21 protein-coding genes are annotated in these 25,289 nt (G+C 69.7%); 8 read left to right on the top strand and 13 right to left on the bottom strand.

Annotated elements, in window-relative coordinates; genetic code table 11:
* The first annotated feature begins 79 nt into the window (after window positions 1-79).
* A complete protein-coding gene (locus tag MKK50_RS23340) occupies window positions 80-508 on the top strand; it encodes a TonB family protein (RefSeq protein WP_499025568.1) in 429 nt (142 codons plus the stop codon).
* Window positions 509-514: 6 nt separating this feature from the next.
* Here the strand turns inward: MKK50_RS23340 and MKK50_RS23335 are convergent, their stop codons facing one another.
* The 3 genes from MKK50_RS23335 to MKK50_RS23325 form a co-directional block, all read right to left on the bottom strand.
* A complete protein-coding gene (locus MKK50_RS23335; RefSeq protein WP_499025567.1) occupies window positions 515-1,078 on the bottom strand; it encodes a sugar O-acetyltransferase in 564 nt (187 codons plus the stop codon).
* Window positions 1,079-1,104: 26 nt separating this feature from the next.
* Window positions 1,105-2,013 (bottom strand): KPN_02809 family neutral zinc metallopeptidase, encoded by a 909-nt coding sequence (gene ypfJ / locus MKK50_RS23330; protein ID WP_499025565.1) that lies wholly within the window; start codon window positions 2,011-2,013, stop codon window positions 1,105-1,107.
* Window positions 2,014-2,119: 106 nt separating this feature from the next.
* Complete coding sequence (locus tag MKK50_RS23325) at window positions 2,120-3,112, bottom strand: uracil-DNA glycosylase (protein WP_499025564.1); 993 nt, start codon at window positions 3,110-3,112, stop codon at window positions 2,120-2,122.
* A gap of 202 nt (window positions 3,113-3,314) precedes the next feature.
* Between MKK50_RS23325 and MKK50_RS23320 the strand changes: the two genes are divergently transcribed.
* On the top strand, window positions 3,315-4,988 hold the full coding sequence (locus MKK50_RS23320) for an electron transfer flavoprotein-ubiquinone oxidoreductase (protein WP_499025563.1): 1,674 nt from the start codon (window positions 3,315-3,317) through the stop codon (window positions 4,986-4,988).
* A gap of 122 nt (window positions 4,989-5,110) precedes the next feature.
* Here MKK50_RS23320 and MKK50_RS23315 read toward each other — a convergent pair whose 3' ends face one another.
* The 3 genes from MKK50_RS23315 to MKK50_RS23305 are packed head-to-tail and all read right to left on the bottom strand — an operon-like array spanning window position 5,111 to window position 7,332.
* Window positions 5,111-6,112, bottom strand: a complete 1,002-nt coding sequence (locus MKK50_RS23315) for a P1 family peptidase (protein WP_499025561.1) — start codon at window positions 6,110-6,112, stop codon at window positions 5,111-5,113.
* Window positions 6,109-6,993, bottom strand: coding sequence for an EamA family transporter RarD (rarD, locus tag MKK50_RS23310; RefSeq protein ID WP_499025560.1), 885 nt, complete (start codon window positions 6,991-6,993; stop codon window positions 6,109-6,111). The genes MKK50_RS23315 and rarD overlap by 4 nt, the downstream gene beginning before the upstream one ends.
* 57 nt (window positions 6,994-7,050) lie before the next feature.
* A complete protein-coding gene (locus tag MKK50_RS23305) occupies window positions 7,051-7,332 on the bottom strand; it encodes a hypothetical protein (protein ID WP_499025559.1) in 282 nt (93 codons plus the stop codon).
* A gap of 143 nt (window positions 7,333-7,475) precedes the next feature.
* On the opposite strand from MKK50_RS23305, the gene MKK50_RS23300 reads away from it, so the two are divergent.
* The 3 genes from MKK50_RS23300 to MKK50_RS23290 all read left to right on the top strand — a co-directional run bounded on the left by MKK50_RS23300 (window position 7,476) and on the right by MKK50_RS23290 (window position 9,957).
* The gene (locus tag MKK50_RS23300; RefSeq protein ID WP_499025558.1) at window positions 7,476-7,640 is read left to right on the top strand and encodes a ribosome modulation factor; all 165 of its coding nucleotides are present in this window, start codon (window positions 7,476-7,478) and stop codon (window positions 7,638-7,640) included.
* A gap of 86 nt (window positions 7,641-7,726) precedes the next feature.
* The gene (gene metC / locus MKK50_RS23295) at window positions 7,727-8,914 is read left to right on the top strand and encodes a cystathionine beta-lyase (RefSeq protein WP_499025557.1); all 1,188 of its coding nucleotides are present in this window, start codon (window positions 7,727-7,729) and stop codon (window positions 8,912-8,914) included.
* 98 nt (window positions 8,915-9,012) lie between these two features.
* Window positions 9,013-9,957 carry a three-Cys-motif partner protein TcmP gene (locus tag MKK50_RS23290; RefSeq protein ID WP_499025556.1) on the top strand — a complete coding sequence of 315 codons (945 nt, stop codon included), beginning with the start codon at window positions 9,013-9,015 and terminating at the stop codon, window positions 9,955-9,957.
* Here the strand turns inward: MKK50_RS23290 and MKK50_RS23285 are convergent.
* Both MKK50_RS23285 and MKK50_RS23280 read right to left on the bottom strand, forming a co-directional pair.
* Complete coding sequence (locus tag MKK50_RS23285) at window positions 9,909-10,661, bottom strand: DUF5131 family protein (RefSeq protein WP_499025555.1); 753 nt, start codon at window positions 10,659-10,661, stop codon at window positions 9,909-9,911. The two genes, MKK50_RS23290 and MKK50_RS23285, sit on opposite strands and share 49 nt — an antisense overlap.
* Before the next feature lie 84 nt (window positions 10,662-10,745).
* Window positions 10,746-11,342, bottom strand: coding sequence for a pyridoxamine 5'-phosphate oxidase family protein (locus MKK50_RS23280; protein ID WP_499025554.1), 597 nt, complete (start codon window positions 11,340-11,342; stop codon window positions 10,746-10,748).
* Window positions 11,343-11,767: 425 nt separating this feature from the next.
* Here MKK50_RS23280 and MKK50_RS23275 point away from each other — a divergent pair, with 425 nt between their 5' ends.
* Complete coding sequence (locus MKK50_RS23275; protein WP_499025553.1) at window positions 11,768-15,028, top strand: PAS domain-containing hybrid sensor histidine kinase/response regulator family protein; 3,261 nt, start codon at window positions 11,768-11,770, stop codon at window positions 15,026-15,028.
* A 100-nt stretch (window positions 15,029-15,128) separates the two neighbouring features.
* Here the strand turns inward: MKK50_RS23275 and MKK50_RS23270 are convergent, their stop codons facing one another.
* Entirely contained in the window at window positions 15,129-17,357 is a 2,229-nt protein-coding gene (locus tag MKK50_RS23270) for a glycosyltransferase family 2 protein (protein WP_499025552.1), read from the bottom strand.
* A gap of 125 nt (window positions 17,358-17,482) precedes the next feature.
* Window positions 17,483-17,809 carry a cupin domain-containing protein gene (locus MKK50_RS23265; RefSeq protein ID WP_253369548.1) on the bottom strand — a complete coding sequence of 109 codons (327 nt, stop codon included), beginning with the start codon at window positions 17,807-17,809 and terminating at the stop codon, window positions 17,483-17,485.
* Between the two features lie 122 nt (window positions 17,810-17,931).
* Here MKK50_RS23265 and MKK50_RS23260 point away from each other — a divergent pair, with 122 nt between their 5' ends.
* Window positions 17,932-18,087: a hypothetical protein gene (locus MKK50_RS23260; protein WP_253369546.1), complete on the top strand. Its 156-nt coding sequence runs from the start codon at window positions 17,932-17,934 to the stop codon at window positions 18,085-18,087.
* 74 nt (window positions 18,088-18,161) lie between these two features.
* On the opposite strand, the gene mutL is transcribed toward MKK50_RS23260, so the two are convergent.
* Window positions 18,162-20,147 carry a DNA mismatch repair endonuclease MutL gene (gene mutL, locus MKK50_RS23255; RefSeq protein WP_499025551.1) on the bottom strand — a complete coding sequence of 662 codons (1,986 nt, stop codon included), beginning with the start codon at window positions 20,145-20,147 and terminating at the stop codon, window positions 18,162-18,164.
* 68 nt (window positions 20,148-20,215) lie between these two features.
* Window positions 20,216-21,442 (bottom strand): acyl-CoA dehydrogenase family protein, encoded by a 1,227-nt coding sequence (locus MKK50_RS23250; protein ID WP_499025550.1) that lies wholly within the window; start codon window positions 21,440-21,442, stop codon window positions 20,216-20,218.
* A gap of 137 nt (window positions 21,443-21,579) precedes the next feature.
* Here MKK50_RS23250 and MKK50_RS23245 point away from each other — a divergent pair, with 137 nt between their 5' ends.
* Window positions 21,580-23,445 (top strand): ABC-F family ATP-binding cassette domain-containing protein, encoded by a 1,866-nt coding sequence (locus MKK50_RS23245; RefSeq protein WP_499025549.1) that lies wholly within the window; start codon window positions 21,580-21,582, stop codon window positions 23,443-23,445.
* 96 nt (window positions 23,446-23,541) lie between these two features.
* Here MKK50_RS23245 and MKK50_RS23240 read toward each other — a convergent pair whose 3' ends face one another.
* Window positions 23,542-24,918, bottom strand: a complete 1,377-nt coding sequence (locus MKK50_RS23240; RefSeq protein ID WP_499025548.1) for an MFS transporter — start codon at window positions 24,916-24,918, stop codon at window positions 23,542-23,544.
* Window positions 24,919-25,289: the final 371 nt, after the last annotated feature.

Raw genomic sequence — 25,289 nt, 5'->3', positions numbered from 1 at the left:
GCGCATCTTTTCGCGAGTATCGCTTTTTGGTTGCCGAGCCTCGCTGTAGGATTCAAGCCCGAGGGGGCGGAATCGACGGATGCGAGCACTCATTTCAGCTGTAACGGCCCTTGCCGTCCTGCCGCTCATGCCTGTTCCGGTTCGCGCGGTGGAGACGATGGCCGAATGGCGCGCCGTGGCGTCTCGCCTCGTCCGCTGCAACGTTCGGTATCCGCGCGATCCGCGCGCGCGCGACACACCTGCGGGCGGCGCGATCTCGGTTGTGAAGTTCGACGTTGGCGGTGACGGATACGTCGGGGCGATATCGCTCGTTCGCAGTTCGGGGATAACCGTGTTCGACGAGGCATCTCTCGTCGCCGTCAAGCTGTCGAGCCCTCTGCCGCGTCCGCCTGCAGCGGGCAACCGCGAAGTTTCCGTGCAGGTGCCCTTTCGCTTTATGCCTCCTCCGGCTCCGTTCCTCGCATCACCGACGCCTCGGCCAACGTGTCGGCTCCGTTATAGGAGTTAGGGTGCGCTACTCCTGCGTCCACCGCACCACCTTCGCCGGGTTGCCCACCACCACCGCGCCCGCCGGCACGTCGCGGGTCACCACCGCGCCCGCGCCGATCACAGCCCCATCGCCGACAGTGATGCCGGGCAGCAGGATCGCGCCGCCGCCGATCCACACGTCGTCGCCGATGGTGATGGGCCGGGCCGATTCCCAGAACGCGGCGCGACGGGCGCGGTCGAGGGGGTGCTCGGCGGTGTAGAGCTGCACCATCGGGGCGATCTGCGCGCGGTGGCCGATGGTGATGGGGGCGCAGTCGAGGAAGACGCAGTTGAAGTTGCAGAAGAAATCGTCGCCCACCGTGATGTTGCCGCCGTAGTCGCAGGCGAATCCGGGGCAGATCGTCGGGTTGCTGCCTGCCGATCCGAGCAGCTCGCGGATCACCGCCTCGCGGCCGGCCGCATCCTCGGGCTCCATGGCGTTGAGCCGCAGGAGCCGCCGCTTGGCGACGTTGCGGAGCGCGATCAGTTCCGGATCGTCGCCGCGATAGGGCTTTCCGGCGAGCATCAGCTCGCGTGCGGTCTCGGCCATATCAGCCTTCCCAGGTTCCAGAAAAATCAGCCGCGGCTGGCGCGGAAGGTGTCGCAGGACTTGGTCTGGCCGCTCTTGTAGCCGGTCATGAACCAGCGCTTGCGCTGCTCGGACGAGCCGTGGGTGAAGGAATCCGGCACGGCATAGCCCTGCGATTTCTCCTGGAGCTTGTCGTCGCCGATGGCGCTGGCGGCCTTCAGTGCCTCGTCGATGTCGCTCTGGTCCATCGCGTTCCAGCGGTCGTTCGAGTTCTTGGCCCAGACGCCGGCGAGGCAGTCGGCCATCAGTTCGACGCGCACGGAGAGCTGGTTCGCCTCCGTCTTGCTGCTCGCGTTCTGCTGGCGGCTCTGCACCTTGCCGAGGATGCCGAGCACGTCCTGCACGTGGTGGCCGACCTCGTGGGCGATGACGTAGGCATAGGCGAAATCGCCCTTCACGCCGAACTTGGTCTGCATCTCCTTGAAGAAGCCGAGGTCGATATAGACCTTCTTGTCGAGCGGGCAGTAGAACGGCCCCATCGCCGCCTGCGCCATGCCGCAGCCCGAACGGGTGCCGCCCTGGTAGAGCACCATCGTCGTCGGCTTGTATTGCCGCCCCGTCTGGTTCGGCAGGATCTCGTTCCACACATCCTCGGTGTTACCGAGGATCTTCGTGGCGAACTGGCCGGCGCGGTCGGTCGGCGCCTCGCCGCGCCGGGCCTGCGTCTCGGGATCGACCCGCTGCTCGCGCTGCTGCCCGCCGCCGGACATCTGCTGCGCGCCGCCGAGCAGGATCGCCGGGTTGATGCCGGTGACCCAGGAGATCAGCAGCACGATGACGATCGTGCCGATGCCGAGGCCGCCCATGCCGCCGCCGGGGAAGCCGCCCCCGCCGCCGCCGCCCTCGCCGCGCCGGTCTTCGACGTTCTCAGAGGCGCGAAAATCGTCCCAGCGCATGAAGTCTCCCGCTGCCCCGCGTCTCGCCCGGCCTCATCGGGATTCCGGACTTGGTTTCTAGAATGGCGAGGCGGAGGATACGGTTCCGCTTGGCGCCGGCCCCGGCCTACTTGCCCGCGGCGCTCCCGTCGAGGGCGCTCTTCAGCATCCGGAAGTCACGCCAGGCGAGGCGCTTCTGCACCGGCTGGCGCAGCAGGTAGGCCGGATGGAGGGTGGCGAGCGCCCGGATCTCGCGCCCGTCGCCGAGGCGGTAGGGATAGAAGCGGCCTCTGGCTTTGAGGATGCCGTCCTTCGTGCCGGTTAGCGTCTGCGTCGCGGGGGCGCCGAGACAGACGAGGATGTCGGGATCCGCGAGTTCGATCTGGCGCTCGACGAAGGGGCGGCAGATCGAGATCTCCTGCGGGGTCGGGTTGCGGTTGCCCGGCGGACGCCAGGGCACGACGTTGGAGATGTAGGCGCTCGTCCGGTCGAGACCGATCGCCGCCATCATCCGGTCAAGGAGCTGGCCGGAGCGGCCCATGAACGGCTTGCCGATCCGGTCCTCGTCGGCACCCGGCGCTTCGCCGACGAACATCACCCGCGCCTGCGGATTCCCGTCGGCGAAGACGAGGTTCTTGGCGGTGAAGCGCAGGCCGCAGCCCTCGAAGCCGCGCAGCAGCGCCTCCAATTCGTCGAGGGTCTTCATCTGCGCTGCCCGTGCCCGCGCATCGTCCGCTGCCTCGCCGGGCTTGGCGCCGGCCGCGTTGCCGTAGGTGCGGGGAGGCTCACGCGCGGGCGCGTCGCGGCTCGGCAGCTCGCGCCGGAACTCCAGGGGCGGCCCTTCCGCAGAGGGAGTGTCGCCCTGCGGCGGCTCGCGGCGCGGCGGGAGGGGCTCACGGCGTTGTTCGAGGGGCTCGCGGCGCGGTTCGAGGGCCTCGCGGCGGGGCGGCGGCTCGGCCCGCGAGGCGGCGGGCGCCTGAGCGGACTCGGTCTCGGCGAAGCGGTCGTGGGGCTGCTCGTCGAGGGCCGCGTCGACGCCTGCCGCGACATGGAAGTCGAGGTAGGAGATCAGGTCGCCTCTGGCGTCGGTATCCGCGTGGTTTGCCGTCATCGTTTCCATGTGGCGTGGGAGCGACCTGTGGACAACGCCCGGATGCGTCCTGCGGATCGTCGCACGGGCGCTCCCTGCGTATCCCCCTGCGCTTGCCTGCCGCTACCCGAACGGCCTTGCCTTCCTACCTTGGAATCGCTTGAGAGACATCTTGACAATGAATCGAGCCGGAGCGGCGCCGGATGCCCGAACGGCCGCAGGAGGAATGAGGATGGCGCTGCCCGAACGCGAAGGCATGGATTTCGACGTGGTGATCGTCGGCGCGGGACCCGCCGGCCTCGCCGCCGCGATCCGCCTCAAGCAGCTCTCCGCGCAGAAGGGTGAGGAGCTTTCGGTCGTCGTCGTCGAGAAGGGCGGCGAGGTTGGCGCGCATATCCTCTCCGGTGCCGTGGTCGATCCGCTCGGCCTCGACACTCTCCTCCCCGAATGGCGTGACGACCCGGACCGGCCGCTCAAGACGGCGGTGGAGCGCGACGAGTTCCTCTTCCTCACCAAGAACAGCGGCGTCACCATGCCGAACCTGTTCTTCCCCAAGCTCCTGTCGAACCACGGCAATTTCGTCGGCTCGCTTTCGAACACCGTGAAGTGGCTGGGTGCCAAGGCGGAAGGCTTCGGCGTCGAGATCTATCCCGGCTTCCCGGCAGCGGAAGTGCTCTACGACGAGCGCGGCACGGTGACCGGCATCGCCACGGGGGATCTCGGCATCTCCCGCACCGGCGAGGCGCGCGACGACTTCACCCGCGGCATGGAGTTGCGGGCCAAGTACACGGTGTTCGGCGAAGGCGCGCGCGGCTCGCTCACCAAGACGCTGATCGATCGGTTCGGGCTCAACCGCAACAGCGACCACCAGAAATACGGCCTGGGCGTCAAGGAGCTGTGGCAACTCGCCCCGAACAAGTTCGAGCCGGGGCTGGTGCAGCACACGATGGGCTGGCCGCTGCCGAACAAGGCCGGCGGCGGCTCGTGGCTCTACCATTTCGACGACCATCTGCTCTCGGTCGGCTTCGTCACGCACCTGAACTACGAGAACCCGACCCTGTCGCCGTTCGAGGAGTTCCAGCGCTTCAAGACCCATCCGATGATCGCCGAGACCTTCGAGGGAGCCAAGCGGATCGGCTACGGCGCCCGTGCGATCATGGAGGGCGGCTGGCAATCGGTGCCGAAGCTCGTCTTCCCCGGCGGCTGCCTCGTCGGCGATTCGGCGGGCTTCGTGAACGTGCCGCGCATCAAGGGCTCGCACAACGCGATCCTGTCCGGCATCCAGGCGGCGGACGCGATCTTCGACGCGCTCGTCGCCGGCCGCCAGGGCGACGAACTGACCGCCTACGAGGAGGGTTGGCGCGACAGCCCGATCGGGCGCGACCTCAAGCCGGTGCGCAACGTCAAGCCGCTCTGGTCGAAGTACGGCACGCTGGTCGGCGTGGGCCTCGGCGGCCTCGACATGTGGATGAACACGATCGCCGACGCCTCGCTGTTCGGGACATTGGGCCACGGCAAGCCGGACCATGCCTGCCTCAAGCCCCTCTCGGAGGTGACGCCGATCGTCTACCCCAAGCCCGACGGCCGGCTCACCTTCGACCGGCTCTCCTCGGTGTATCTCTCGAACACCAACCACGAGGAGGATCAGCCGCCCCACCTCAAGGTGAAGGATATGGGGCTGCAGAAGACCTCCGAGCACGACGTCTACGGCGGTCCGTCGAGCCGCTACTGCCCGGCGGGCGTCTACGAGTGGGTGGAGGACAAGTCCGCCAGCGACGGCGTGCGCTTCCAGATCAACGCGCAGAACTGCGTCCACTGCAAGACGTGCGATATCAAGGACCCGAACCAGAACATCAACTGGGTCACCCCTGAGGGGCCGGGCGGGCCGAACTATACGAACCTGTAGTTCGCGTTTCGAAAGGACAGGTCCCTGTCATAGGGTCCAGGGCAGAGCCCTGGTTGCAGGGAAGGCGGGGCATTGCCCCGCCGCCCAACCCAAGGGATGATCCCTTGGGGAACCCCTTCGGTTCAAGGTTTCGCGAAAAGATCCCGCCACGCTGGCAGGTCCAGGCATGGCAGCCGGGTCGCGGCGTGGACGCCGATGGCGACTGCCCGCGCCAGCGTCTCGGCCGCCGCCGCGCCGAGGCGGGCGAGATCGGCCACCTCATCCCCGAGCGGCACCGCGCCGGTGGCGACCGCGAACACCACGTCGCCGTCGAGCGGGGTGTGAGCCGGATGGATCGCCCGGGCGAGCCCGTCCTGCGCGGCGATGGCAAGGCGCTTGGCCTGCGCCTTGGTGAGCCGCGCGTCGGTGGCGACGACCGCCAGCGTGGTGTTGGCGCCGGGCAAGGGCTCGCGCGGCCACGAGAGGGCGTCGTCGGGCATCGGCTGCGGCAGGCCGAGGCCGCCGAACTCGCCGTTGCGCTCGAACGGGGCGGCCCAGAAATGCGGCCCCTGCCCCATCGTCACCCGGCCGAAGGCGTTGACGGCGACCAGCGCACCAACCTGCACGGAGAGGCCCGGCACCGCGCTCGAGGCCGAGCCGAGGCCGCCTTTCAGATTGGCGGTGCGGGCCCCGAGCCCCGCCCCGACCGAGCCGAGGGCGAAGGCGCCGCCGCGCGCGGCCTCCGCCGCGGCGTAGCCGAGATCGCGGTAGGGCGGGAAGCGGCCCCAGGCCTTGTCGCCGCCGTTGAGCAGGTCGAACAGGATGGCGCCCGGCACGATCGGCACCCGCACATCGCCGACCGCGAATCCCCGGCCCGCCTCCCTGAGATGGGCGACGACGCCCGCCGCCGCGTCGAGCCCGAAGGCCGAGCCGCCCGACAGCACGAGGGCATCGACCGCCTGGACGGTGGCGGCGGGATCCAGCAGGTCGGTCTCGCGGGTGCCGGGGCCGCCGCCGCGCACATCCACCGCGCAGACGAAGGGTGTCTCGAAGAGGAGCGCGGTGACGCCACTCGCGATTCTTTCGTCTTCCGCGTGGCCGACGCGAAGCCCGGAAATATCGGTGATGCGGTTGAGCCGGGTCATCGCCCCTCCCCTGACCGTGCCGTCGGCCGCGCGGCGCGCCGTCGGCGCTCGTGGCGGATCGCATCGTACGCGTAGAGCACCAGCGCCAGCCAGATCAGCCCGAACAGCACGAGGCGGTCCGGCGTCAGGGTCTCGCCGTAGACCAGCGTGCTGAGCCCCATCAGACAGGAGGGCGCGATGTACTGCATCAGTCCGAGGGTCGCCAGGGTCAGCCGGGTTGCCGCGGCGGCGAACCAGATCAGCGGCAGCGCCGTGGTCACGCCGGTGAGCGCCAGCAGCCCCCAGGTGCGGGCGTCAGCGGGCACCGGCGGCGCGGCGAAGAAGAGATAGGCCAAAGCTGCGGGCAGGAGCAGGAAGGTCTCGGCGCAGAAGCCGACGGTGCCGTCGACGGCGACGAGTTTGCGCACGAGCCCGTAGAGGGCGAAGGTGACCGCGAGGCCGAGCGACAGCAGCGGCAGGCGCCCGGCCATCGCCACCGCGATCACCACGCCGAGCACGACGATGGCCACCGCCACCACCTGGACCGGGCGCAGGCGCTCGCCGAGGACGAGGGCGCCGAGCGCCACCGAGACCAGCGGGTTGATGAAGTAGCCCAGGCTCGCATCGAGCATGTGCCCGCTCGACACCGCCACGAGGTAGAGCATCCAGTTGACCGCGATCAGCCCTGCCGAGACGACGAGCAGGCCGTGGCGCGGGCGCAGGGGGAACGGGTTGGCGAGCCGCTTTCGCAGCAGCGCGATCAGGCCGACCACGAGCAGCGCCGACCACGCGATGCGCTGCGCCAGGATCGTTCCGGGCGGAATGCCGTCGAGCAGCCGGAAATGCACCGGGACGACGAGGCCCCAGCTCAGATAGGCGGCGAGCGCGTAGATCAGGCCCAAGGTTGCACGGTCGGCGGCGTGGCGGGGCGCCGCTTGTAGCCCGGACCGGGCGCGCGGTCAGCGCTTGCGGGCGGGGGGCGTCTCGCCGCGCATCAGTGCGTTGAGGCGCTCGGTGTCGAAGCCGGTGAGCATGCGCTCCTTCTTCGACTCGGTCGCCGGCCCCTGCGTCACCGTGCCGGTCGTAGCGGGATCGGGCAGGGCCGGGGCGACCCGTGCGATCGTCGGGGCCGGCACGGCGGCGACCGCCTGATGCATGAGCCGATCCGCACTCACGAGGACGACCGACAGCGTCCCGAGGCCGGTGACGGTGCCGAAGGCGATGACGCGCAGGATGCTCACGATGGGGAACTCGATACGCAAGGATACGCGGGACCGTGAACGGCGGCCCCGGAAACAGGATGCGCGCGGTGTCGTTAATGAACCGGACGACCGGGCCCGCGGCGGACCGGCCCTATTCAGGACATCCGAGACAGGATTTGGCCATGAACGAGCAGGCGACGGCGAGCGACAGCCCCTTCATCCAGGGCCGCAACGCGCGTCTCTACGGCAAGAGCATCGATGAATGCCCCTATGTGGAGGGCTCCGAGGATCGCGCGGCCTGGATCCAGGCCTACGAGGAGGCGGTCACCGACGACCCGGCGGCGTGAGGCGCCCGAGACCGTCTTGACGCGTTCGGTCTCGGGAGGCTGAAAGGGCTTCAACGCTCAAGAGCCCGCTCACTCTCCCGAGGCCGATGTCCAAATCTCCCCCCCGCGACCGCGGCCGCTTCGGCGCCGATACCCGCCTCGTGCTTGCCGGGCGCGACCCGTCGGCCCAGCACGGCTTCGTCAACACGCCCATCTACCGCGGCTCGACGGTCCTCTACCCGACCTACGACGACATCAAGCACCGGCGCGGGCGCTACAATTACGGCACGTCGGGTACGCCGACGATGGACGCCCTGTGCGAGGCCTGGAGCGAGATCGCGGGCGCGGCCGGCACGGTGCTGGCGCCGTCCGGCCTCTCGGCCCTGACGCTGGCGCTGATGGCCTGCGTCAGTGCGGGCGACCACCTCCTCGTCACCGATTCCGCCTACCGCCCGACCCGCATTTTCTGCGACGGCGTGCTCGCGCGCTACGGCGTCGAGGTCGAATATTACGATCCGCTGATCGGCGCCGGCATCGCCGGGCTGATGCGCGACAACACCCGGGCGGTGCTGGTGGAGGCGCCGGGCTCGCAGACCTTCGAGATGCAGGACGTGCCGGCCATCGCCGCGGCGATGCATGCCCGCGGCGGCGCGGTGGTGATGGACAACACCTGGGCGACGCCGCTGCTGTTCCCGCCCCACGAGCGCGGCGTCGATCTCGCGGTGGAGGCCGGCACCAAGTATCTCAGCGGCGGCTCCGACCTGCTGCTCGGCCTCGTCTCGGCCAACGCCCAGTACTATCCCGCACTCAAGCGGACCTACGAGCACTTCGCCAACTGCCCCGGCCCGGAGGACATCTTTCTGGGATTGCGGGGCCTGCGCACCATGGGTCTGCGCCTGCGCGAGCACGGCACGCGGGGGCTCGCCATGGCCGAGTGGTTCCAGGCCCGGCCGGAGGTGCTGCGCGTGCTGCATCCGGGCCTGCCGGACGATCCCGGCCACGCGATCTGGAAGCGCGACTTCTCCGGCGCCTCGGGCCTGTTCGGGGTGATCCTCAAGCCGGTTTCCGAGGAGGCTTTGGCTGCCTTCCTCGACGGGCTCGAACTGTTCGGGATGGGCTTTTCCTGGGGCGGCTTCGAGAGCCTCGTCATCCCCTTCGACCCGACCGTCTACCGCACCGCCACCCGCTGGCCGCCGGACGGCGCGGCGCTCCGCTTCCATATCGGGCTGGAGGATCCGGAGGATCTGAAGGCGGATCTGGAGGCCGGGTTCGCGCGGATGGCGGCGGCAAGTTAGGACATGCGAAGCCGTCGCCGAGGCAAGATTTCACACACGCAATCCTGAAACGATGTGCTACCTCTGCTTGAAATAAGGCAGGGTGGGGCGGCATCGAGATGGCTGCGGGGCATCGCTTCGGTGGGGGTTGGACGGACCTGAAGCTCGATGCCCTGCGAAAGTACCTTTCCTTCTTTACGACGGCGCTGCGCAATAAGGGGTTCGAGCTTTACTACATCGACGCCTTCGCAGGCAGTGGTGGACGCCTAATCGATCGTGTCATCAGTAACGAACCGCTCATTCTCGGTGTAGAAGCCAAGCGTGAACAGGTCTACGTGCCGGGATCGGCTCGCATCGCGCTTCAAACTACCCCTCCGTTTCGGCAGATCATCCTGATCGAGCGCCATGGCGGGCGGAGTGCCGCGCTTGAGGCTCTCTGTGCCGAATACCCGAATATTCAAGCACGGACGCACCACGGCGAAGCCAATGCCGCTATCATCGACATCTGTCGAACGACGCCTTGGCTCAGGCCACATCAAGGTTCTTCTGGGATCCGGGCTGTCCTTTTCCTCGATCCATATGGGATGAACGTCGAATTCTCGACGCTTCAGGAGATCGCAGCAACGCAGGCCATTGACGTCTGGTATCTGTTTCCCTTGAGCGGTCTATACCGCCAAGCCGCGCGATCTGGTGAGAAGCTCACGCCGGAGAAGCGCGCCTCGATCACGCGCATTCTTGGTACGCCAGATTGGGAAGGCGCATTCTATGGGCGGGAGGAGCGCGCGAACGACCTGTTTGCATCTCTCGGCGACGAGGACAATCAAGCGAAGCTGCGGCGCGTCGCTGACGTGCGCACGATCGAAAATTACGTGAAGAAGCGTCTCAAGGATGTCTTTCCGCACGTATCAGAACCTCGAACGCTCACGATGAAAAACGGAGCGCCGCTGTTCTCTCTGTTCTTTGCAGTCTCAAGCCCGAATGCCAAAGCGATCGCGCTTGCGAAAAAAGTCGCCGATCACATTCTTACAACCGGCATCTCATCCCACGTCCGTCCCCGGAAATGACGGCCGGTCTTGCGCTTGTTGGCCCCCCCCCACTGCTTAAAGAAAAAGGCCGCGTCGCTGATCCGGCAGAGTTGCTCGATCTCTTCGACCCAAGTCACGTCAATGGCCCGGGATCGGGGTCCGCTCTCACCACCGACGATCGCCCAATCGATACCAGTCAGATCCGCATCCGCCACCGATCCCAGCAGTGGCTCGAACGAAACGAAGCGGAGAGCCGCAGGCGTCTCCCTCAGTTCATCGAGTCGATGCAGAACCTCGCCCGATTCGACACTGGTCCCAAGCCACACATTGTGCAGAATGGGGATTCCAGCCTCCGACAGTACCTCGCGCATACGCTCCGGCCTCTTTGTAAGAATCTGGAACGTGTGCTGAGGAACGGCCTCCATTACCGCCCAGACTTTTCGGATGAAGTCCTGCGAAACGTCCGGGTGGAAAAGGTCGCTCATCGAGTTGACGAAAACGAGCCGCTTTCCTTTCCACCGCCCAGGGATTGCGAGTGCGTCGTCATCGCATCGAACGCGCCCGGTCCAGACCGAACGCCCGCCGCTCTTGCGGGTCAGCCCAGCATAGCGCCGGACACCCATTGCCTCCAGCCGCGCCGCCATTCTCATAGCGTAGCAATTGGTGCATCCGGCGCTGACGATGGAGCAGCCGACAACGGGATTCCAAGTTGCGTCGGTCCACTCGATCTTCGACTCAGCCATGACAGTTTCCTCTCTGACCGAAGTAGAAACAGTCAGAACAAATAAGGAACATATTAGATCGCCAACGGGTGGGAAATGCAACCATTAGGGTGCAACCCAAGTCCCTGCCCAAGCGCCTCTTTCACATAGAAAAACCGCCCGCCGGTGCCCACGCCGGTCGAGGTAGAGCAGGTCGATCCGCTCGGCTGTGAACACCACCGCACCAAAATTCTCGCGGCCGATGCGCGCCTCCGGGTCTTCGTCGGGCAGCGCGTAGGCGTCGCCAGCGGTGAGCGCGGTGCCGGGGGCGGGTTCGACCCCGTAGCAGACCCGGCTCATCGTCAGCGCGGCGGCCCAGGCGGCGGCGGCCACCGTATCGTCGTGGTGCAGGTGCGCCCGCCCCTCGATGCGGAGCTGGAGCTTGGCTCGGGCGTCGTAGACGTGGAGGGCGGCGAGGCCGTTCGCCGCGATGTCCCGCGCCTTGTCCGAGCGCCGGTCGCAGTGGAAGCGTAAGGCGCCCGCCCCGGTGTCCACCGCGCGCAGGACCACGGTGCGCAGCCTTGGGCGGCCTGCCGCATCGACGGTGGCGAGAGACGGCGTGTGGAACGGGCTGTGCCGGTGTCCCACGCCTTCGGCGAGGCGGCGCCAGCCCTCCGCGCGGAAGCCGTCGAGGTCGTCGTAGAAGGAAGGCAGCGCGTCCACGAACGGGTTTCCTCAGGCGTCACGCCGGGGTGCAGGAAGCCCGACCGCTGGCTCTTGCCTGCCCCGGATGCTGACGCGGCCGGTGTGCCCGCGCAAGGCGTCTCGCGTCCTCGAAGCCGCCGATGCGGTCGATGGGGGATCAAACTTCACCGTCGACCACCTTGGCATCGCCACCGGTTCGCGCCATGGCATGGGTCCGGGAGGTTTCCGATGCCGCCTCCTGCCCCCGGCGATGGCACGGCTGGCCGGCTTCCGCGTTGAACGCTGTCGAACATACGGTCCCGCTTCTCCCTTGCCCTATCCCCTCCCCCATCCCTTGCCTCATCCCTTGCCCCTTCACGCCCGCCCGAGGCCGCTCCCCTCGTCCGTCCTCGGATCCCTCCGCGTTCCGGTGGTCGGCATCCGTCGTGCCGGAGGCGCACCGCGTGAGTGACGGGCCCTTCTTCCTCGCCGGCGGAGGCGAGGCCGGCGCGGTGATCCGTGGAATCGATTGGGCGGCATCGCCGCTCGGCCCCCCGGAGACGTGGCCGGCCGCGCTCAAGACCCTGGTCGGCGTGATGCTCGGCTCGCAGCAGCCGATGCTGATCGTCTGGGGCGAGGGGCACGTCACGCTCTACAACGACGGCTACGCGCCGATGTGCGGTGCCCGCCACCCGCAGGCGCTGGGCCGGCCCTTCGACGAGGTCTGGCACGACATCTGGGACCAAGTGGAGCCGATCCTGTTGCAGGCCTATGCGGGCGAGGCCACGCATATGGAGGACATCGCCTTCACGATGCACCGCAACGGCTATCCGGAGGAGACCCACTTCGCCTTCGGTTACACGCCGGTGCGGATCGAGGACGGCACGGTCGCGGGCATGTTCTGCGCGTGCTCGGAGACCACCGCCTCGGTGCGGGCGGGCCGGCAGATGCAGGCCGAGCGCGAGCGCTTCGCGCGGCTGTTCGAGCAGTCGCCGAGCTTCGTCGCGGTGCTCGACGGGCCCAACCACGTCTTCGCCTTCGCCAACGCCGCCTATCGCGGGCTCGTGGCCCACCGCGACATCCTCGGCAGGCCGGTGCGCGAGGCCCTGCCGGAAATCGAGGGCCAGGGCTTCTTCGAGCTGCTCGACGAGGTGTTCGCCACCGGCCGCACCCACACGGCGCATGGCGCACCGGTGATGCTCCTGCGCGTGCCGGGCGGCGTACCGGAGCGGCGCTTCCTCGATTTCGTCTACCAGCCGATGCGCGATGCGGCCGGCACCATCACCGGCGTGTTCGTCGACGGCTCGGACGTGACCGAGCGGATCACCGGCAACGCGGCTTTGGCCGAGAGCGAGGCGCGCTTCCGCACCATGGCGGACGACGCGCCGGTGATGATGTGGGTGACCGGCCCGGACGGCGCCTGCCAGTACCTCAACCGGCGCTGGTACGACTTCACCGGCCAAAGCGAGGCAGGGGCCCTCGGCCTCGGCTGGCTCGAGGCGGTGCATCCGGACGACCGCGGCTGGTCGGGCCAGACCTTCCTGAGGGCGAATGCCCGGCGCGAGGGATTCAGCCTCGAATACCGCCTGCGCCGCCTCGACGGCGTCTACCGCTGGGCGATCGACACCGCGAGCCCGCGCTTTGCCGCCGACGGGGGCTTCCTCGGCTACATCGGCTCGGTGGTCGATATCGAGGAGCGCCGCGCCGCCGAGCTGGCGCTCGCCGAGAGCGAGGAGCGGTTGCGGCTCGCCGTCGAGAGCGGCGAGATCGGCCTGTGGGACTTCGACCCGGGGGCCGGCACCCTGTTCTGGCCTCCGCGGATCAAGGCGATGTTCGGGTTGGCCTCGGAGGCGGACGTGACCTTCGACGACTTCGCGAACGGCCTCCACCCGGACGACCGGGCGCGGGTGACCGCCGCCTTCGCCGCCGCGCTCGATCCCACGACCCGCGCCCTCTACGACGAGGAGTTCCGCACGGTCAGTCGCAGCGACGGCACGGTCCGCTGGGTCGCGGCCAAGGGGCGCGGCGTGTTCGACGCGGAGGGCCGCTGCCTGCGCGGCGTCGGAAGCGCCATCGACATCACCGCGCGCAAAGTCACCGAAGAGCGTCTCGTCGAGACCACGCGCCGGCTCGACGCGGTGCTCGACAACGCGACGCAGGCCATCTTCATGATGGATGAGCGCCAGCACTGCGCCTACATGAACCGCGCCGCCGAGCGGTTGACGGGCTACACGCTGGAGGAGACGCGGGGACAAGCGCTCCACGACGTCGTCCACCATACCCGGCCGGACGGCCGCCCCTACCCGCTCCACGAATGCCCGATCGATCAGGCGTTTCCCGAGAACAACCAGGAGCAGGGCCAAGAGATCTTCGTCCACCGCGACGGTTCGTTCTACCCCGTCGCCTTCACCGCGAGCCCGATCCGCGACGAGCGCGGCGCGCCGATCGGCACGGTGATCGAGGCGCGCAACATCGAGAGCGAGCTGCGGGCCAAGGCGCAGTTGGAGGCCTTCAACGCCAGCCTGGAACAGCAGGTCGCGGCCCGCACCGCCGAGCTGATGCGGGCCGAGGAGGCTCTGCGCCAGTCGCAGAAGATGGAGGCGGTGGGCCAGCTCACCGGCGGCCTCGCCCACGACTTCAACAACCTGCTCACCGGCATCACCGGCTCGCTCGAACTGCTCCAGACCCGCCTCGCGCAGGGGCGGATCACCGAGATCGACCGCTACGTCAACGCCGCGCAGGGCGCCGCCAAGCGCGCAGCGGCGCTGACGCACCGCCTGCTGGCTTTCTCACGGCGCCAGACCCTCGACCCCAAGCCCACCGACGTGAACCGGCTGGTGATGGGCATGGAGGAGTTGCTGCGTCGGACCATCGGCCCCTCCATCACCCTCGAAGTGGTGGCCGCGGGCGGGCTGTGGTCGGTGCTGGTCGATCCGAGCCAGCTTGAGAACGCGCTCCTGAACCTCTGCATCAACGCCCGCGATGCCATGCCGGATGGCGGGCGCATCACGGTCGAGACCGCCAACAAATGGCTCGACGACCGCGGCGCGCGCGAGCGCGACCTCGATCCCGGCCAGTACCTCTCGCTCTGCGTGACCGATACCGGCACCGGCATGAGCCCGGACGTGATCGCCAAGGCGTTCGACCCGTTCTTCACGACAAAGCCGATCGGCCAGGGCACGGGGCTCGGCCTGTCGATGATCTACGGCTTCGTGCGCCAGTCGGGCGGGCAGGTGCGGATCTACTCGGAGGTCGGCCAGGGCACGACGATGTGCCTCTACCTGCCGCGCCACTACGGTGCGGCGGAGGAACCGGACGCGGCCCCGGATCTGGCCGCCGCGCCCCGCGCCGAGCAGGGCGAGACGGTGCTGATCGTCGATGACGAGCCGACGGTGCGGATGCTGGTGACGGAGGTGCTGGAGGATCTCGGCTACACCGCGATCGAGGCCGCCGACGGTCCGTCCGGCCTCAAGGTGCTGCAATCGGATGTGCGCATCGATCTCCTCGTGACCGATGTCGGGCTTCCCGGCGGCATGAACGGGCGCCAAGTGGCCGATGCGGGCCGCGTCCTGCGGCCGGACCTGAAGGTGCTGTTCATCACCGGCTACGCCGAGAACGCGGCCGTGGGCAACGGCCACCTCGAGCCCGGCATGCAGGTCATCACCAAGCCCTTCGTGATGGAAGTGCTGGCCGCGCGCATCAAGGAGATGATCAACACGCGGTGATGGGTGGAAGCCCTTGTCTTCACGAGCGGATCGATGCGCGCATCCCCTCTCCCCGCGTGCGGGGAGAGGGGGGAAGCACACCGCTAAACTGGTCGAGAAGTTAGAACCGCGCCGGATCGAGCTCGAAGGTCGGCGGCAGCGCTTCGAACCACTCGCTATAATAGGGATCCTTCGGGATGGCGTCAGCCCAGCGCGCGCGGAAGCGGGCCTGCTCGTCCGCCGCGACGGTGCGGGCCCGGTTGCGGCTCTCGTAATGGTAGAGTTCGACCTCGGCGCAATAGACGCTGCGCAGGCTCCGCTCCCACAGGCGCAGGCAGAGATCGACGTCGTTGTAGTTGACGGCGAAATCCTCGTCGAAACCCTGGATCGCCTCGAAATCGGCGCGCCGCACCATCACGCAGGCCCCCGTCACCGCAAGGTAGTTGCGGTTGCCTGCGGTCGAGAAGAAGTGGCCGGGGTCCTCCCGCGGGTAGGAGCGGCGGGGATGGTCGGGGGTCGCATCGATCACTGTGACGCCGACATGCTGCAATTCGCCGGTCTCGAACAGCAGCTTGGGACCGACCGCGCCGACGCCGGGGATCTGCAACAGGGCCAGCATCGCCTCGATCCAGTCGGGGCTGATGACCTCGATGTCGTCGTTGAGGAAGACGAGGGTCTCGCCGCTTGCCGCCCGCGCCCCGAGATTCATCTTGGCGGCGACGTTGAAGACCGGCTGGTCCCAGGTGACGGAGCGGGCCTCGTACCGCTCCAGCGCCGCCTTCGTCGCCGGCCGCAGGTCGCCGTTGTCGACCACCACGATCTCGATGGCCTCGTAGGTACTCCGCTCGCGGATGCTGGCGAGGCAGGCGGCCAGGAGATCGACGATGCGGCCGCGAACCTCGCTGTCGCGGCCGGCGGTGGGGATCACGATCGAGACCAGCGGGCGAGCGGCGAGCGGCCGGCGAAGGTGGAAGCTGCCGGCAAACGCCGTCGGGCGCACGACATCGAGCCCGCCGGTGCGCCGGGCCCGGTCTTCGAGGGCGCGGACGGCGGCGGCGACCACGTAGCCCTTGTTGTCCATCGCCTGGGCAGTCGAGCCGGGAATCGCGCGCCAGTGGTAGAGCACTTGGCGCACGTGGTGCACGCGCCTCGCGTGCTCGGTGTAGCGCAGGACGAAGTCGTAATCCTGCGCGCCCTCGCATTGCGCCCGGAAGGCGCCGATGCGGGTCACGATATCCATGCGGTAGAGCGCCAGATGGGCCGTATACATGCAGGCCTCCAGCGTCTCGGGCGACCAGTCCGGCTTGAAGAACGGCTCGTAGCGCTCGCCGCCCACCGTGATCTTGTCCTCGTCGGAGTAGAGGAAATCGATCTGCGGATCCGCGTTGAGGGCGGCGACGAGCGCGTAGAACGCGTGCGGCGGGATCGTGTCGTCGTGGTCGATCAGGGTGAGCCAGTCGCCGGTCGCCAGGGCCAGGGCGTCGTTGCTCGCCGCGACAATGCCGCCGTTCTTGGCCCGACGGTGCAGCCGCACCCGCGGCTCCTCCGCCGCGAGCGCCTCGAGCATCGGTGCGACGTGGGGCGCGCTCGATGCGTCGTCGGTGAGGCACAGTTCCCAATCGGGATAGGCCTGCGCCCGGATGCTCGCGAGCGCCGCCTCGAGATAGGGTTTGGGCGTGTTGTAGACCGGCATGACGATGGAGATGCGCGGCCTGATCCGGAAGCCCGCGATCGCCGCCCGCATCGCCTCCGGCGTGGGCAGTGCCAGGCGCTCGACCCGCTCGATCCAGGCGGCGTAGGAGGCGGCCGCCGGGCGCGGCCGGGCGCTGTCCCAGAACGCCCGCCACAGGGCGGCGGGCGGGCGGTCCCGGGTGAGACCCGCGAGGCGCCCGAGCAGAGCCCTGCCCCCCCGCTCCTCCTCCGGCAGGCGGGCCAGGAGCCGGCGGGCGACGGCGAGCGCCGCGGCGGGACCGCGCAGCGGCTCCAGCGTCGCCCGCGCGAGGCGGAACCGCCCGCTTGCGGCGAGCGGATCGAGCCGCAGGCCCCGCACCCGGCGCGGCAGGCGCACGAGGTCGTCGATGCCGCCGTCGTCGCGCATTTCCAGCCGGACCGCCTCGTCCTCGCGAAAGCCCGATCCGTCATCGACGTAGAGCAGCGGCACCGGCTTCGTGTGGCCCAGCCCTTCGAGGTCGGCGCGGATGCGCACCCAGCCCCCCGAGAGCCGAAACGGAAACAGCCGCCCGCCGCGAGGATGGGTGAGGCGGAACTGCGGGTCGGAGCCGGTGGAGCGCCAGACGCCCTCCCCCTCCGGCTCGATCTGTCCCTTCGGTTCGATGCGGCACGCGATCATGGGCAACGCGTTAGAGCGCATTCCGACGAAGTGGCAACCGCTTCGTCGCAAGAATGCGCGTCACGACAATGATCGAGAACCTCGTCCCGAAAGGTGGTTGCCGGCTTTCGGAAAAAGACGATGCGCTAGCGCGGCGCGCAGTGAACCGCGAGCCAGATCGTTGGATTCTGCGTGCGCTCGACGCGATGCCGACGATGCGCCGGGATCAGCAGGTGGTCGCCCGCCGACAACAGGCGCGGCTCGGGCTCGTCGGCGAAGCGGAGTTCGGCGCTGCCCTGAAGCACCGCAACCCACTCGTCCTCGTCCTGATCGTACCAGAAGCCCGGCGGGCTCGCTTGGCCCGTCGAGACGATGCGCTCGACCCGCAGGCCGGGACGCGCGAGCAGGGTCTCGAAGAATTCTTCCTCCGCGTGCGCCGGGAGGCCGGCGAACAGGTTGGGACAGGGGATCATGCCGATGTCACTCTCCCGGCTGACGAGGCACCGCCGGACCCGGTCGGACACCGCGCGGCGTTCTTGCGCGTTGAGGTAGCGAAGACGGCGCGCCCCGCGCCGCCGCAGCTTGCGACGGATCGATGCCCGAGACCAAACCCGCTCCGCTCCCGCCGGCCACCGAGGATGCCGGCCTGCCGACGCCGCCGAGCCCCGGCCGCCTGCCGCCGCCACACCTGCCGCCCTCCACGGACGACGGCGCGTCAGATGCCGAGACGGACGGCGCCGACACCGAGTGAGACGGTGCCGGCCTCCGCCCGCGCTTGGATAATCGCGACGCAATGGGTCGCCCGCGGCATCCGTGACGCGGCCGTCACCGCCGCCCGAACAGCCGCTCGATGTCGGCGAGGCCCAGCGTGACGAAGGTCGGGCGGCCGTGGTTGCACGAGCCGGAGAGCGGGGTCGCCTCCATCTCGCGCAGGAGGGCGTTCATCTCCTCGGGCTTGAGGCGGCGGCCGGCGCGGATCGAGCCGTGGCAGCTCATGCGCGAGAGGATGGCGTCGAGGCGCCGGCTCACCGGGTCGGGATCGCCCGCGCCGGCCGGGCCGCCCTCCTCGAGGCCGCTCGCTTCCAGCGCGTCGAGCACGTCGAGCACGAGGCCCTTCACCGAGCCGCCCGCGAGCGCCGACGGCACGGAGCGCACCAGCACCGCGCCGGGGCCGAACGCCTCCAGGGTGAGGCCCAGCCGCTCCAGATCGGGCGCGGCCTCGACGAGGCGGTCGGCCTCCTCGGGCGCCATCTCGACCACGTCGGGGATCAGGAGCCCCTGGGCGAGCACGCCGCCGCCGGCCCGCTCGCGCTTCAGCCGTTCGTAGACGAGGCGTTCGTGGGCGGCGTGCTGATCGACCAGCACGATGCCCTCGCGGGTCTGGGCGACGATGTAGGTCTCGTGGATCTGCGCGCGGGCGGCGCCGAGGGGATGGGTCTCGGGATGGGCCTCGGCCTCCGAGAACACATCATCCGGTTCGGGCCGCAGATCGGCGCCCGGCGGGGCGAGGTCGGCGGAGAACAGCGCCTGCGGCGTCTCGGCAAAGCCCGGATGGTCTTCGGTGAAGGCCGGGCGCGGCGCCGGGCGGTAGCCCGCGGGCGCGGCCACCGAGGGGCCGGAGAACAGACGGCTCGCCGGGCGGGGACTGAGCGCGCTGGCCGTGGAGACGCCCGAATGCACGGCGAACCGGCCCGCACCCGCCGCCATCGCCGGGGCCGCGCGGAAGCTGCCGCCGGCCCGCAGCGCGTCGAGGGCGGCTTGCGTGCCCGTGCTGGAAGACCGCGCCCCGGCCCGGCGCAAAGCCTCGTGGATCGCGCTGACGATCAACGCCCGCACCAGCCCCGGCTCGCGGAAGCGCAGCTCGGTCTTGGCCGGATGCACGTTCACATCGACGAGGGCGGGATCGCAGGTGAGATGCAGCGCGAGCACCGGGTGGCGGTCGGAACTCATGGTGTCGGCATAGGCCCCGCGCACGGCCCCGAGCAGGAGCCGGTCGCGCACCGGGCGCCCGTTGACGACGAAGTGGATGTGGTTCGCCGCCCCGCGGTGGAAGGTCGGCAGGCCGACATGGCCGGCAAGCGCGAAGCCCTCGCGGCCCATGTCGACGGGGACAGAGTTGCCGGGAAAGTCGGGGCCGAGCACGGCCCCGAGCCGGCGCAGCAGGGCGGCCGGGCCCGGCTCGCTCTCGGCGGGAAACACCGTCGGGCTGCCGCTCTCGGTGCGGAGCGTGAATCGGATCTGCGGTTGGGCCACCGCGAGCCGGCGCAGGATCTCGGAGACGGCGGCCGTCTCGGCTCGGTCGGTCTTCAGGAATTTCAGCCGGGCCGGGGTCGCGGCGAAAAGCTCGGTGACCTCGATGCGGGTGCCGCGCGAGGCGGGGGCCGGGCGCACAGGGCCCTTGGCGCCGGAATCGAGGGTGAGGCTCACCCCCTCGCCGTCGGCGGTGCGCGAGGTGATGGTGAGCCGCGAGACCGCGCCGATCGAGGGCAGCGCCTCGCCGCGAAAGCCGAGCGAGCCGATCCGGGTGAGATCGCCGTCGGGCAGCTTCGAGGTGGCGTGGCGCTCGACCGCAAGCGCGAGGTCGTCGGCCCCCATGCCGATGCCGTCGTCGATGACGCGGATCAGACGGCGCCCACCGCCCTCGATCGCCACCTCAATGCCCCGCGCGCCGGCATCGATCGCGTTCTCGACCAGTTCCTTGACGGCGGAAGCTGGCCGCTCGACCACCTCGCCCGCGGCGATGCGATCGACCAGGATCGGGTCGAGGCGGCGGACGAAGGCGCGCGGCGGATCGCGGGGGGCGGCGGACATGGCCTACCAAATATAGGCGGCCTGCCGCCCGCCCGATAGGCGAGCGGGCCCGGTATCCTCATCCCTGGTCACCCCCGCGGCAGCATCCGGTCGCTGATGATGCGGCGCTGGATCTCGCTGGTGCCCTCGAAGATCGTGGTGAGGCGCGCATCGCGCCAGTAGCGCTCGACCCGCCGCTCGGTGGTGTAGCCGTTGCCGCCGTGCAACTGCATCGCCTGGTTCGTCACCCGCACGGCCATCTCGGTGGCCAGCAGCTTCACCCCGGCCGATTCGCTCTCGGCGGGCAGGCCCTCGTCGAGGAGGTGGGCGACCTGTTGCCAGTAGGCGCGGGCTTGCGCCACCTCCGCCGCCATGTCGGCGAGCGCGAAGCGCAGGGCCTGGAACTGGCCGATCGGCTGGCCGAACTGCTCGCGTTCCTGAAGGTAGGCGGTGCAATCCTCCACCGCGGCGCGGGCCACGCCGACCGCGCGGGCGGCGGTGTGGACGCGGGCGATGTTGAGCCCGCGCTGCACCGAGGCGAAGCCGCCGGAATCCGCATCCGCGCCCTCGTCGCCGTAGAGACCGGTGAGCCGGTCGCGCTCGGGCACCCGCACCCCGTCGAGGTTCAGCTCGAAGGTGAGGAAGCCGTGATAGCCGATCTTGTCGATGACGGTGCCGGTCATGCCCTTGGGGAAGGTGCCGGGTTCCTTGACCACGAGGAAGGGCTCCAAGCCGGCCGAGCGCGGCTCGCCGGGCTCGGGGTCGCGCACGCGGGCCAGCACCTCGATGAAGTCGGCTCCTTTCGCGAAGCCGGCCCAGCGCTTGGTGCCGGTGAGCACCCATTCGTCGCCCTCGCGCACGGCGCGGGTCTGCACGCCAGCGAGATCCGAGCCGGCGGTGGGTTCGGAGAGCGCGATCGAGCCGATCCACTGCCCCTTGGCGGATTTGGCCAGCAGCGCCCGGCGGCTCTCGTCGTCGAGCGTCTGGGTGCCGAGCCCCTGGCCGCGGGCCAGGATCGACCCGGTGGAGAGCCACGCGCGGGCGAGTTCCTCCGAGATCAGGCAGTACTCGAACACGCCGAGACCCATCCCGCCGTACTCGGCGGGGATGGTGATGCCGAACCAGCCCTTCTGCGCCATCGCGTCGATGAGCGAGCGGGGCATCTCGCCCTTCTGTGGGTCGAGTTCGTCGGCCAGTGGCAGGATCACGTCGCGGGCAAAGGCGCGGGCCTCCTCTTGGAGCGCCGCGCGTTTCTCCGTGCGCCAGGGCGAGTGCAGTTCCGGCGGGCGTGGCGCCTTGAAGCCCGGCTTGCCCATGGTTCCCCCCTCGATTCTCGTCGTGCTCGCCCGACGCGAACGCTCAAGTTGGCAAAACGTTCGCGCAGGATCCGCGGAAGGCCTGCGCGCTGTCGCTGCTCTTGCGCTTCCCGGCGCCCGCCCCCAGAACGCCGCTCATGCTGCGCGTCAACGATCTCACCTACCGCATCGGCGAGCGGGTCATCCTCGATGCCGCGACCTTCGCGATTCCCGATCGGGCGCGGGTCGGCCTCGTCGGCCGCAACGGGGCGGGTAAGACCACGCTGTTCCGGGCGATCCTCGGCGAATTGCCGACCGATGCCGGTGCGGTCTCGCTGCCCAAGGGCATGCGCATCGGCGCGGTGGCGCAGGAGGCCCCCGCCGGCCCCGAGACCCTGCACGCGGTCGTGCTCGCCGCCGACACCGAGCGCGCCCGGCTGATGCAGGAGGCGGACACCGCCGACGGGTTGCGCCGGGCCGAGATCGAGACGCGGCTGGTCGATATCGGCGCGCACTCCGCCCCGGCCCGCGCCGCGGCGATCCTGCACGGGCTGGGCTTCGACGCGGCGGCGCAAGCGCGCCCCTGCGCGGACTTCTCCGGCGGCTGGCGGATGCGGGTGGCGCTGGCCGCAGTGCTGTTCTCCGAACCCGACCTGCTGCTTCTCGACGAGCCCACCAACTATCTCGACATCGAGGGCACGCTCTGGCTCTACGACTACCTCGAGAAGTATCCGCGCACCGCCGTCATCATCAGCCACGACCGGGAATTGCTCGACACGTCCGTCGATCACATCCTGCATCTCGACCGCGGCAAGCTCACGATCTACCGCGGCGGCTACACCAGCTTTGCCCGCCAGCTCTCCGAGAAGCGGGTGCTCCAGGCCAAGGCCAAGGCCAAGCAGGAGGTGGAGCGGGCGCATCTGCAAAGCTTCATCGACCGCTTCAAGGCCAAGGCCACGAAGGCCCGTCAGGCCCAGTCGCGGATGAAGCGGCTCGCCAAGATGGAGCCGATCGCAGCACTTCTCGAAGACGAGGTGCCGGTGATCCACCTGCCGAGCCCGGAAAAGCCGCTCTCGCCGCCGATCGTGGCGATGGAGCGGGTGAATGCCGGCTACGGCGAGCGCATCGTGCTGTCGGGCCTCAATCTCAGCCTCGCCCCCGACGACCGGGTGGCGCTCTTGGGCGCCAACGGCAACGGCAAGTCGACCTTCTGCAAGCTGATCGGCGGGCGGCTGCCCCCGCTCGCGGGCGAGATGCGGCGCTCCTCGAAGATGGAGGTCGCCTACTTCGCCCAGCACCAGCTCGACGAGCTGCGCCCGTCCGAGAGCGCGGTGGCGCATGTGCGCGACCGGATGCCCGACGCGCCCGAGGCCAAGGTGCGCTCGGCCGCCGCCCGGCTGGGCTTCCCGGCCTCGAAAGCTGATACGCCGGTGGAGAAGCTTTCCGGCGGCGAGAAGGCGCGGCTCCTGATGGGGCTTGCCGCCTTCGACGGGCCGCACCTGCTGATCCTCGACGAGCCGACCAACCACCTCGACATCGAGAGCCGGCAGGCCTTGGTCGAGGCAATCAACGACTACGAGGGGGCGGTGATCCTCGTCAGCCACGACCGCTTCCTGATCGAGGCCTGCGCCGACCGGCTCTGGATCGTCGGAGACGGCTCGGTGAAGTCCTTCGACGGCGACATGGACGATTACCGCCGCCTCGTGCTCGCCGGCCCGGAGCGGGTGGACACGTCCGGCGAGGGCACCGGCGGACAGAAGGCCGAGGCCCGCCGCTCGGCGGTGGAGCGCCGCGCGGCGCTGGCGCCGCTGCGCAAGCGGCTCGACGGGATCGAGGCGCGCATGGCCAAGCTCTCGGCGGCGATCGAGAAGATCGACGCGGCTCTGGCCGACGGCACCGCCTTCCTCAAGGACGCGGCCAAGGCCGGCGACATCGCCCGCATGCGCGCCGAGGCCGCCGACGCCCTGGCCAAGGCGGAAGAGGAGTGGCTGGAGGTCAGCGGCGAGATCGAGGCGGCGGCCTGAACGTCGCGCTGCGCACCGGTCCGACGGCCTGAGCCTTTTCGAACGCGGTTTACGGGCGGGGCCATATGGGCCGGGACAGGCCGGGCAAACCGTCTCTCAGACAGGTTCTCGCGCGACGCGTCCGCTGTGCGGCTCGGTCTTCGCGCCGGACCGGCTGAGCAGGGCCGCGACCCCTGCCGCTCCTGCCGCGAGCCCGAGCCAAAGCCCGACGGAAACCTCGGCGGACGGAAAGACCAGGGCCGGGAGCTGCATGAGGGTGACCGGGCCGAGCAGCGTCCCGAGCCCGCCCGCGAGGACGAACAGCCCGGTCGCCGCGGCCGTGCGCTCGGGTGGTGCTGCCCGCAGCAGCGCCAGGGTGTTGGCGACGGTGAACAGGCCGCGGCCGATGCCGAAGGCGAGAAGGCCGGCGGCCAGGATCGCCCAGGCGCGCGCCGTCCCGCCATCCGCGGCTCCCATGGCGAGCGCGGCAAGGCCGAGTGCGGCGAGCCCCATCCCGATCCGGGCGAGACGCGGGGCGCCGGACCGGCCGGCGAGAAAGCCCGCCCCGGCGGTGAGGGCGGCTAGCCCCAGGAACACGAAGCCCACGCCCTCCTGCGACAGGCCGTCGAAGGCGTTGAGGCCGGAGAGCAGGGCCGTGTCCGCCGCGGTGAGGGCGATGGTGCCCGCGAACGCGGCGGCCAGCGGCCACGCGAGCCCGGGGCGCGCGAGAAGATCGAGCGGCAGCAGTGGTGCCGGCCGCCGCCATTGCTGCCAGATCCACAGCGCCGACAGCATCAGGCCGAGATTGAGCAACAGCAGGGCCATCACCGGCCTGATTGCCGCAAGCGGCACGGCGGTCAGCAACAGCCCGAGGCAGAGCACCGAGAGGAGCGCGCCGAGCCCGTCGAAGCGCGGCCGCGGCGCGTTCTCCGTCGGCAGGGCGATAAGCCCGAGGATCAGGCTCGGCCCCGCCAGGAGGAGCGTGGGGGCGACGATGCCGAGGCTTCCCAGGAACGAGAGCGCGAACCCCGCCGACATCTGAAGCACCAGCAGCGCCGGCAGGGCGGCAAGTTCCACGATGCCGAGGCCGAGCCCGAGGCGCGCCTCGCCGAAGAGGCGGCGCAGCAGGCTCCAGCCCGCGCAAAGGAGAAGCGCGGAAGCCGCGCCTTGCGCCAAGCGCAAAGCCAGCAGCGGCACGAGGTCGAGCGGCAGGGAGGCGGCGGGGACGAGCCCGGTCAGCGCGAGGATCGCGGCGAGGAAGCTGCGGCGCGGCCCGAGGCGCGCGGCGAGCGCCGCCATCGGCAGCGCGCCTAGGATCAACCCGTAGGTGTGCATCCCCTGAACCAGCGCGGCCGTGGCGACCGGGAACGCCCCTTGCTGCATCACCCACGGCATCAGGATTGCCATCCCCGTGGTCGGCAGCACCCCCATCCCGAGGCCCGTCAGGACGGCGGCGACCGCAAGGACGTGGATCTCCGGTTTCCGATCCGGCATTCGGCTTCTTTCCCGTTCGCGCTCCTGCGAGCCTAGAGCATCGTCCCGAACGGTGGTTGCCGGCTTTTGGAAAAAGATGATGCAAAAACAAGTGCCGAGGGACTCTGCCTGGATCCGGTATCCAGGGCGATTCTTTCGCGGGAAGGCGCCGCGGCGTGAACCGTTGGGTGCAGGCCGGGGGGCAGTCCATCGGCAACGCCGGCCCCCGCACCGCGTTGTCCGGCGCGAGGTTGATTGTCTCTCACGAAACTCCCGCTGCGCCGTCGTGCCCAGAACGGAGACGATCGGTCATCGGGAGTGTCGTGAGGCACTCTGAAGCGGAGGAACCATGCGCGGCACGAGCCATCCCGGAACACGAAAGAGCGGCAAGG

This window comes from Methylobacterium sp. J-043 (assembly GCF_022829505.1).
Lineage (GTDB): Bacteria > Pseudomonadota > Alphaproteobacteria > Rhizobiales > Beijerinckiaceae > Methylobacterium > Methylobacterium extorquens_A.
The sequence above is the reverse complement of the archived record's forward strand: the minus strand, read 5'-3'. Positions and strand labels throughout refer to the sequence as shown.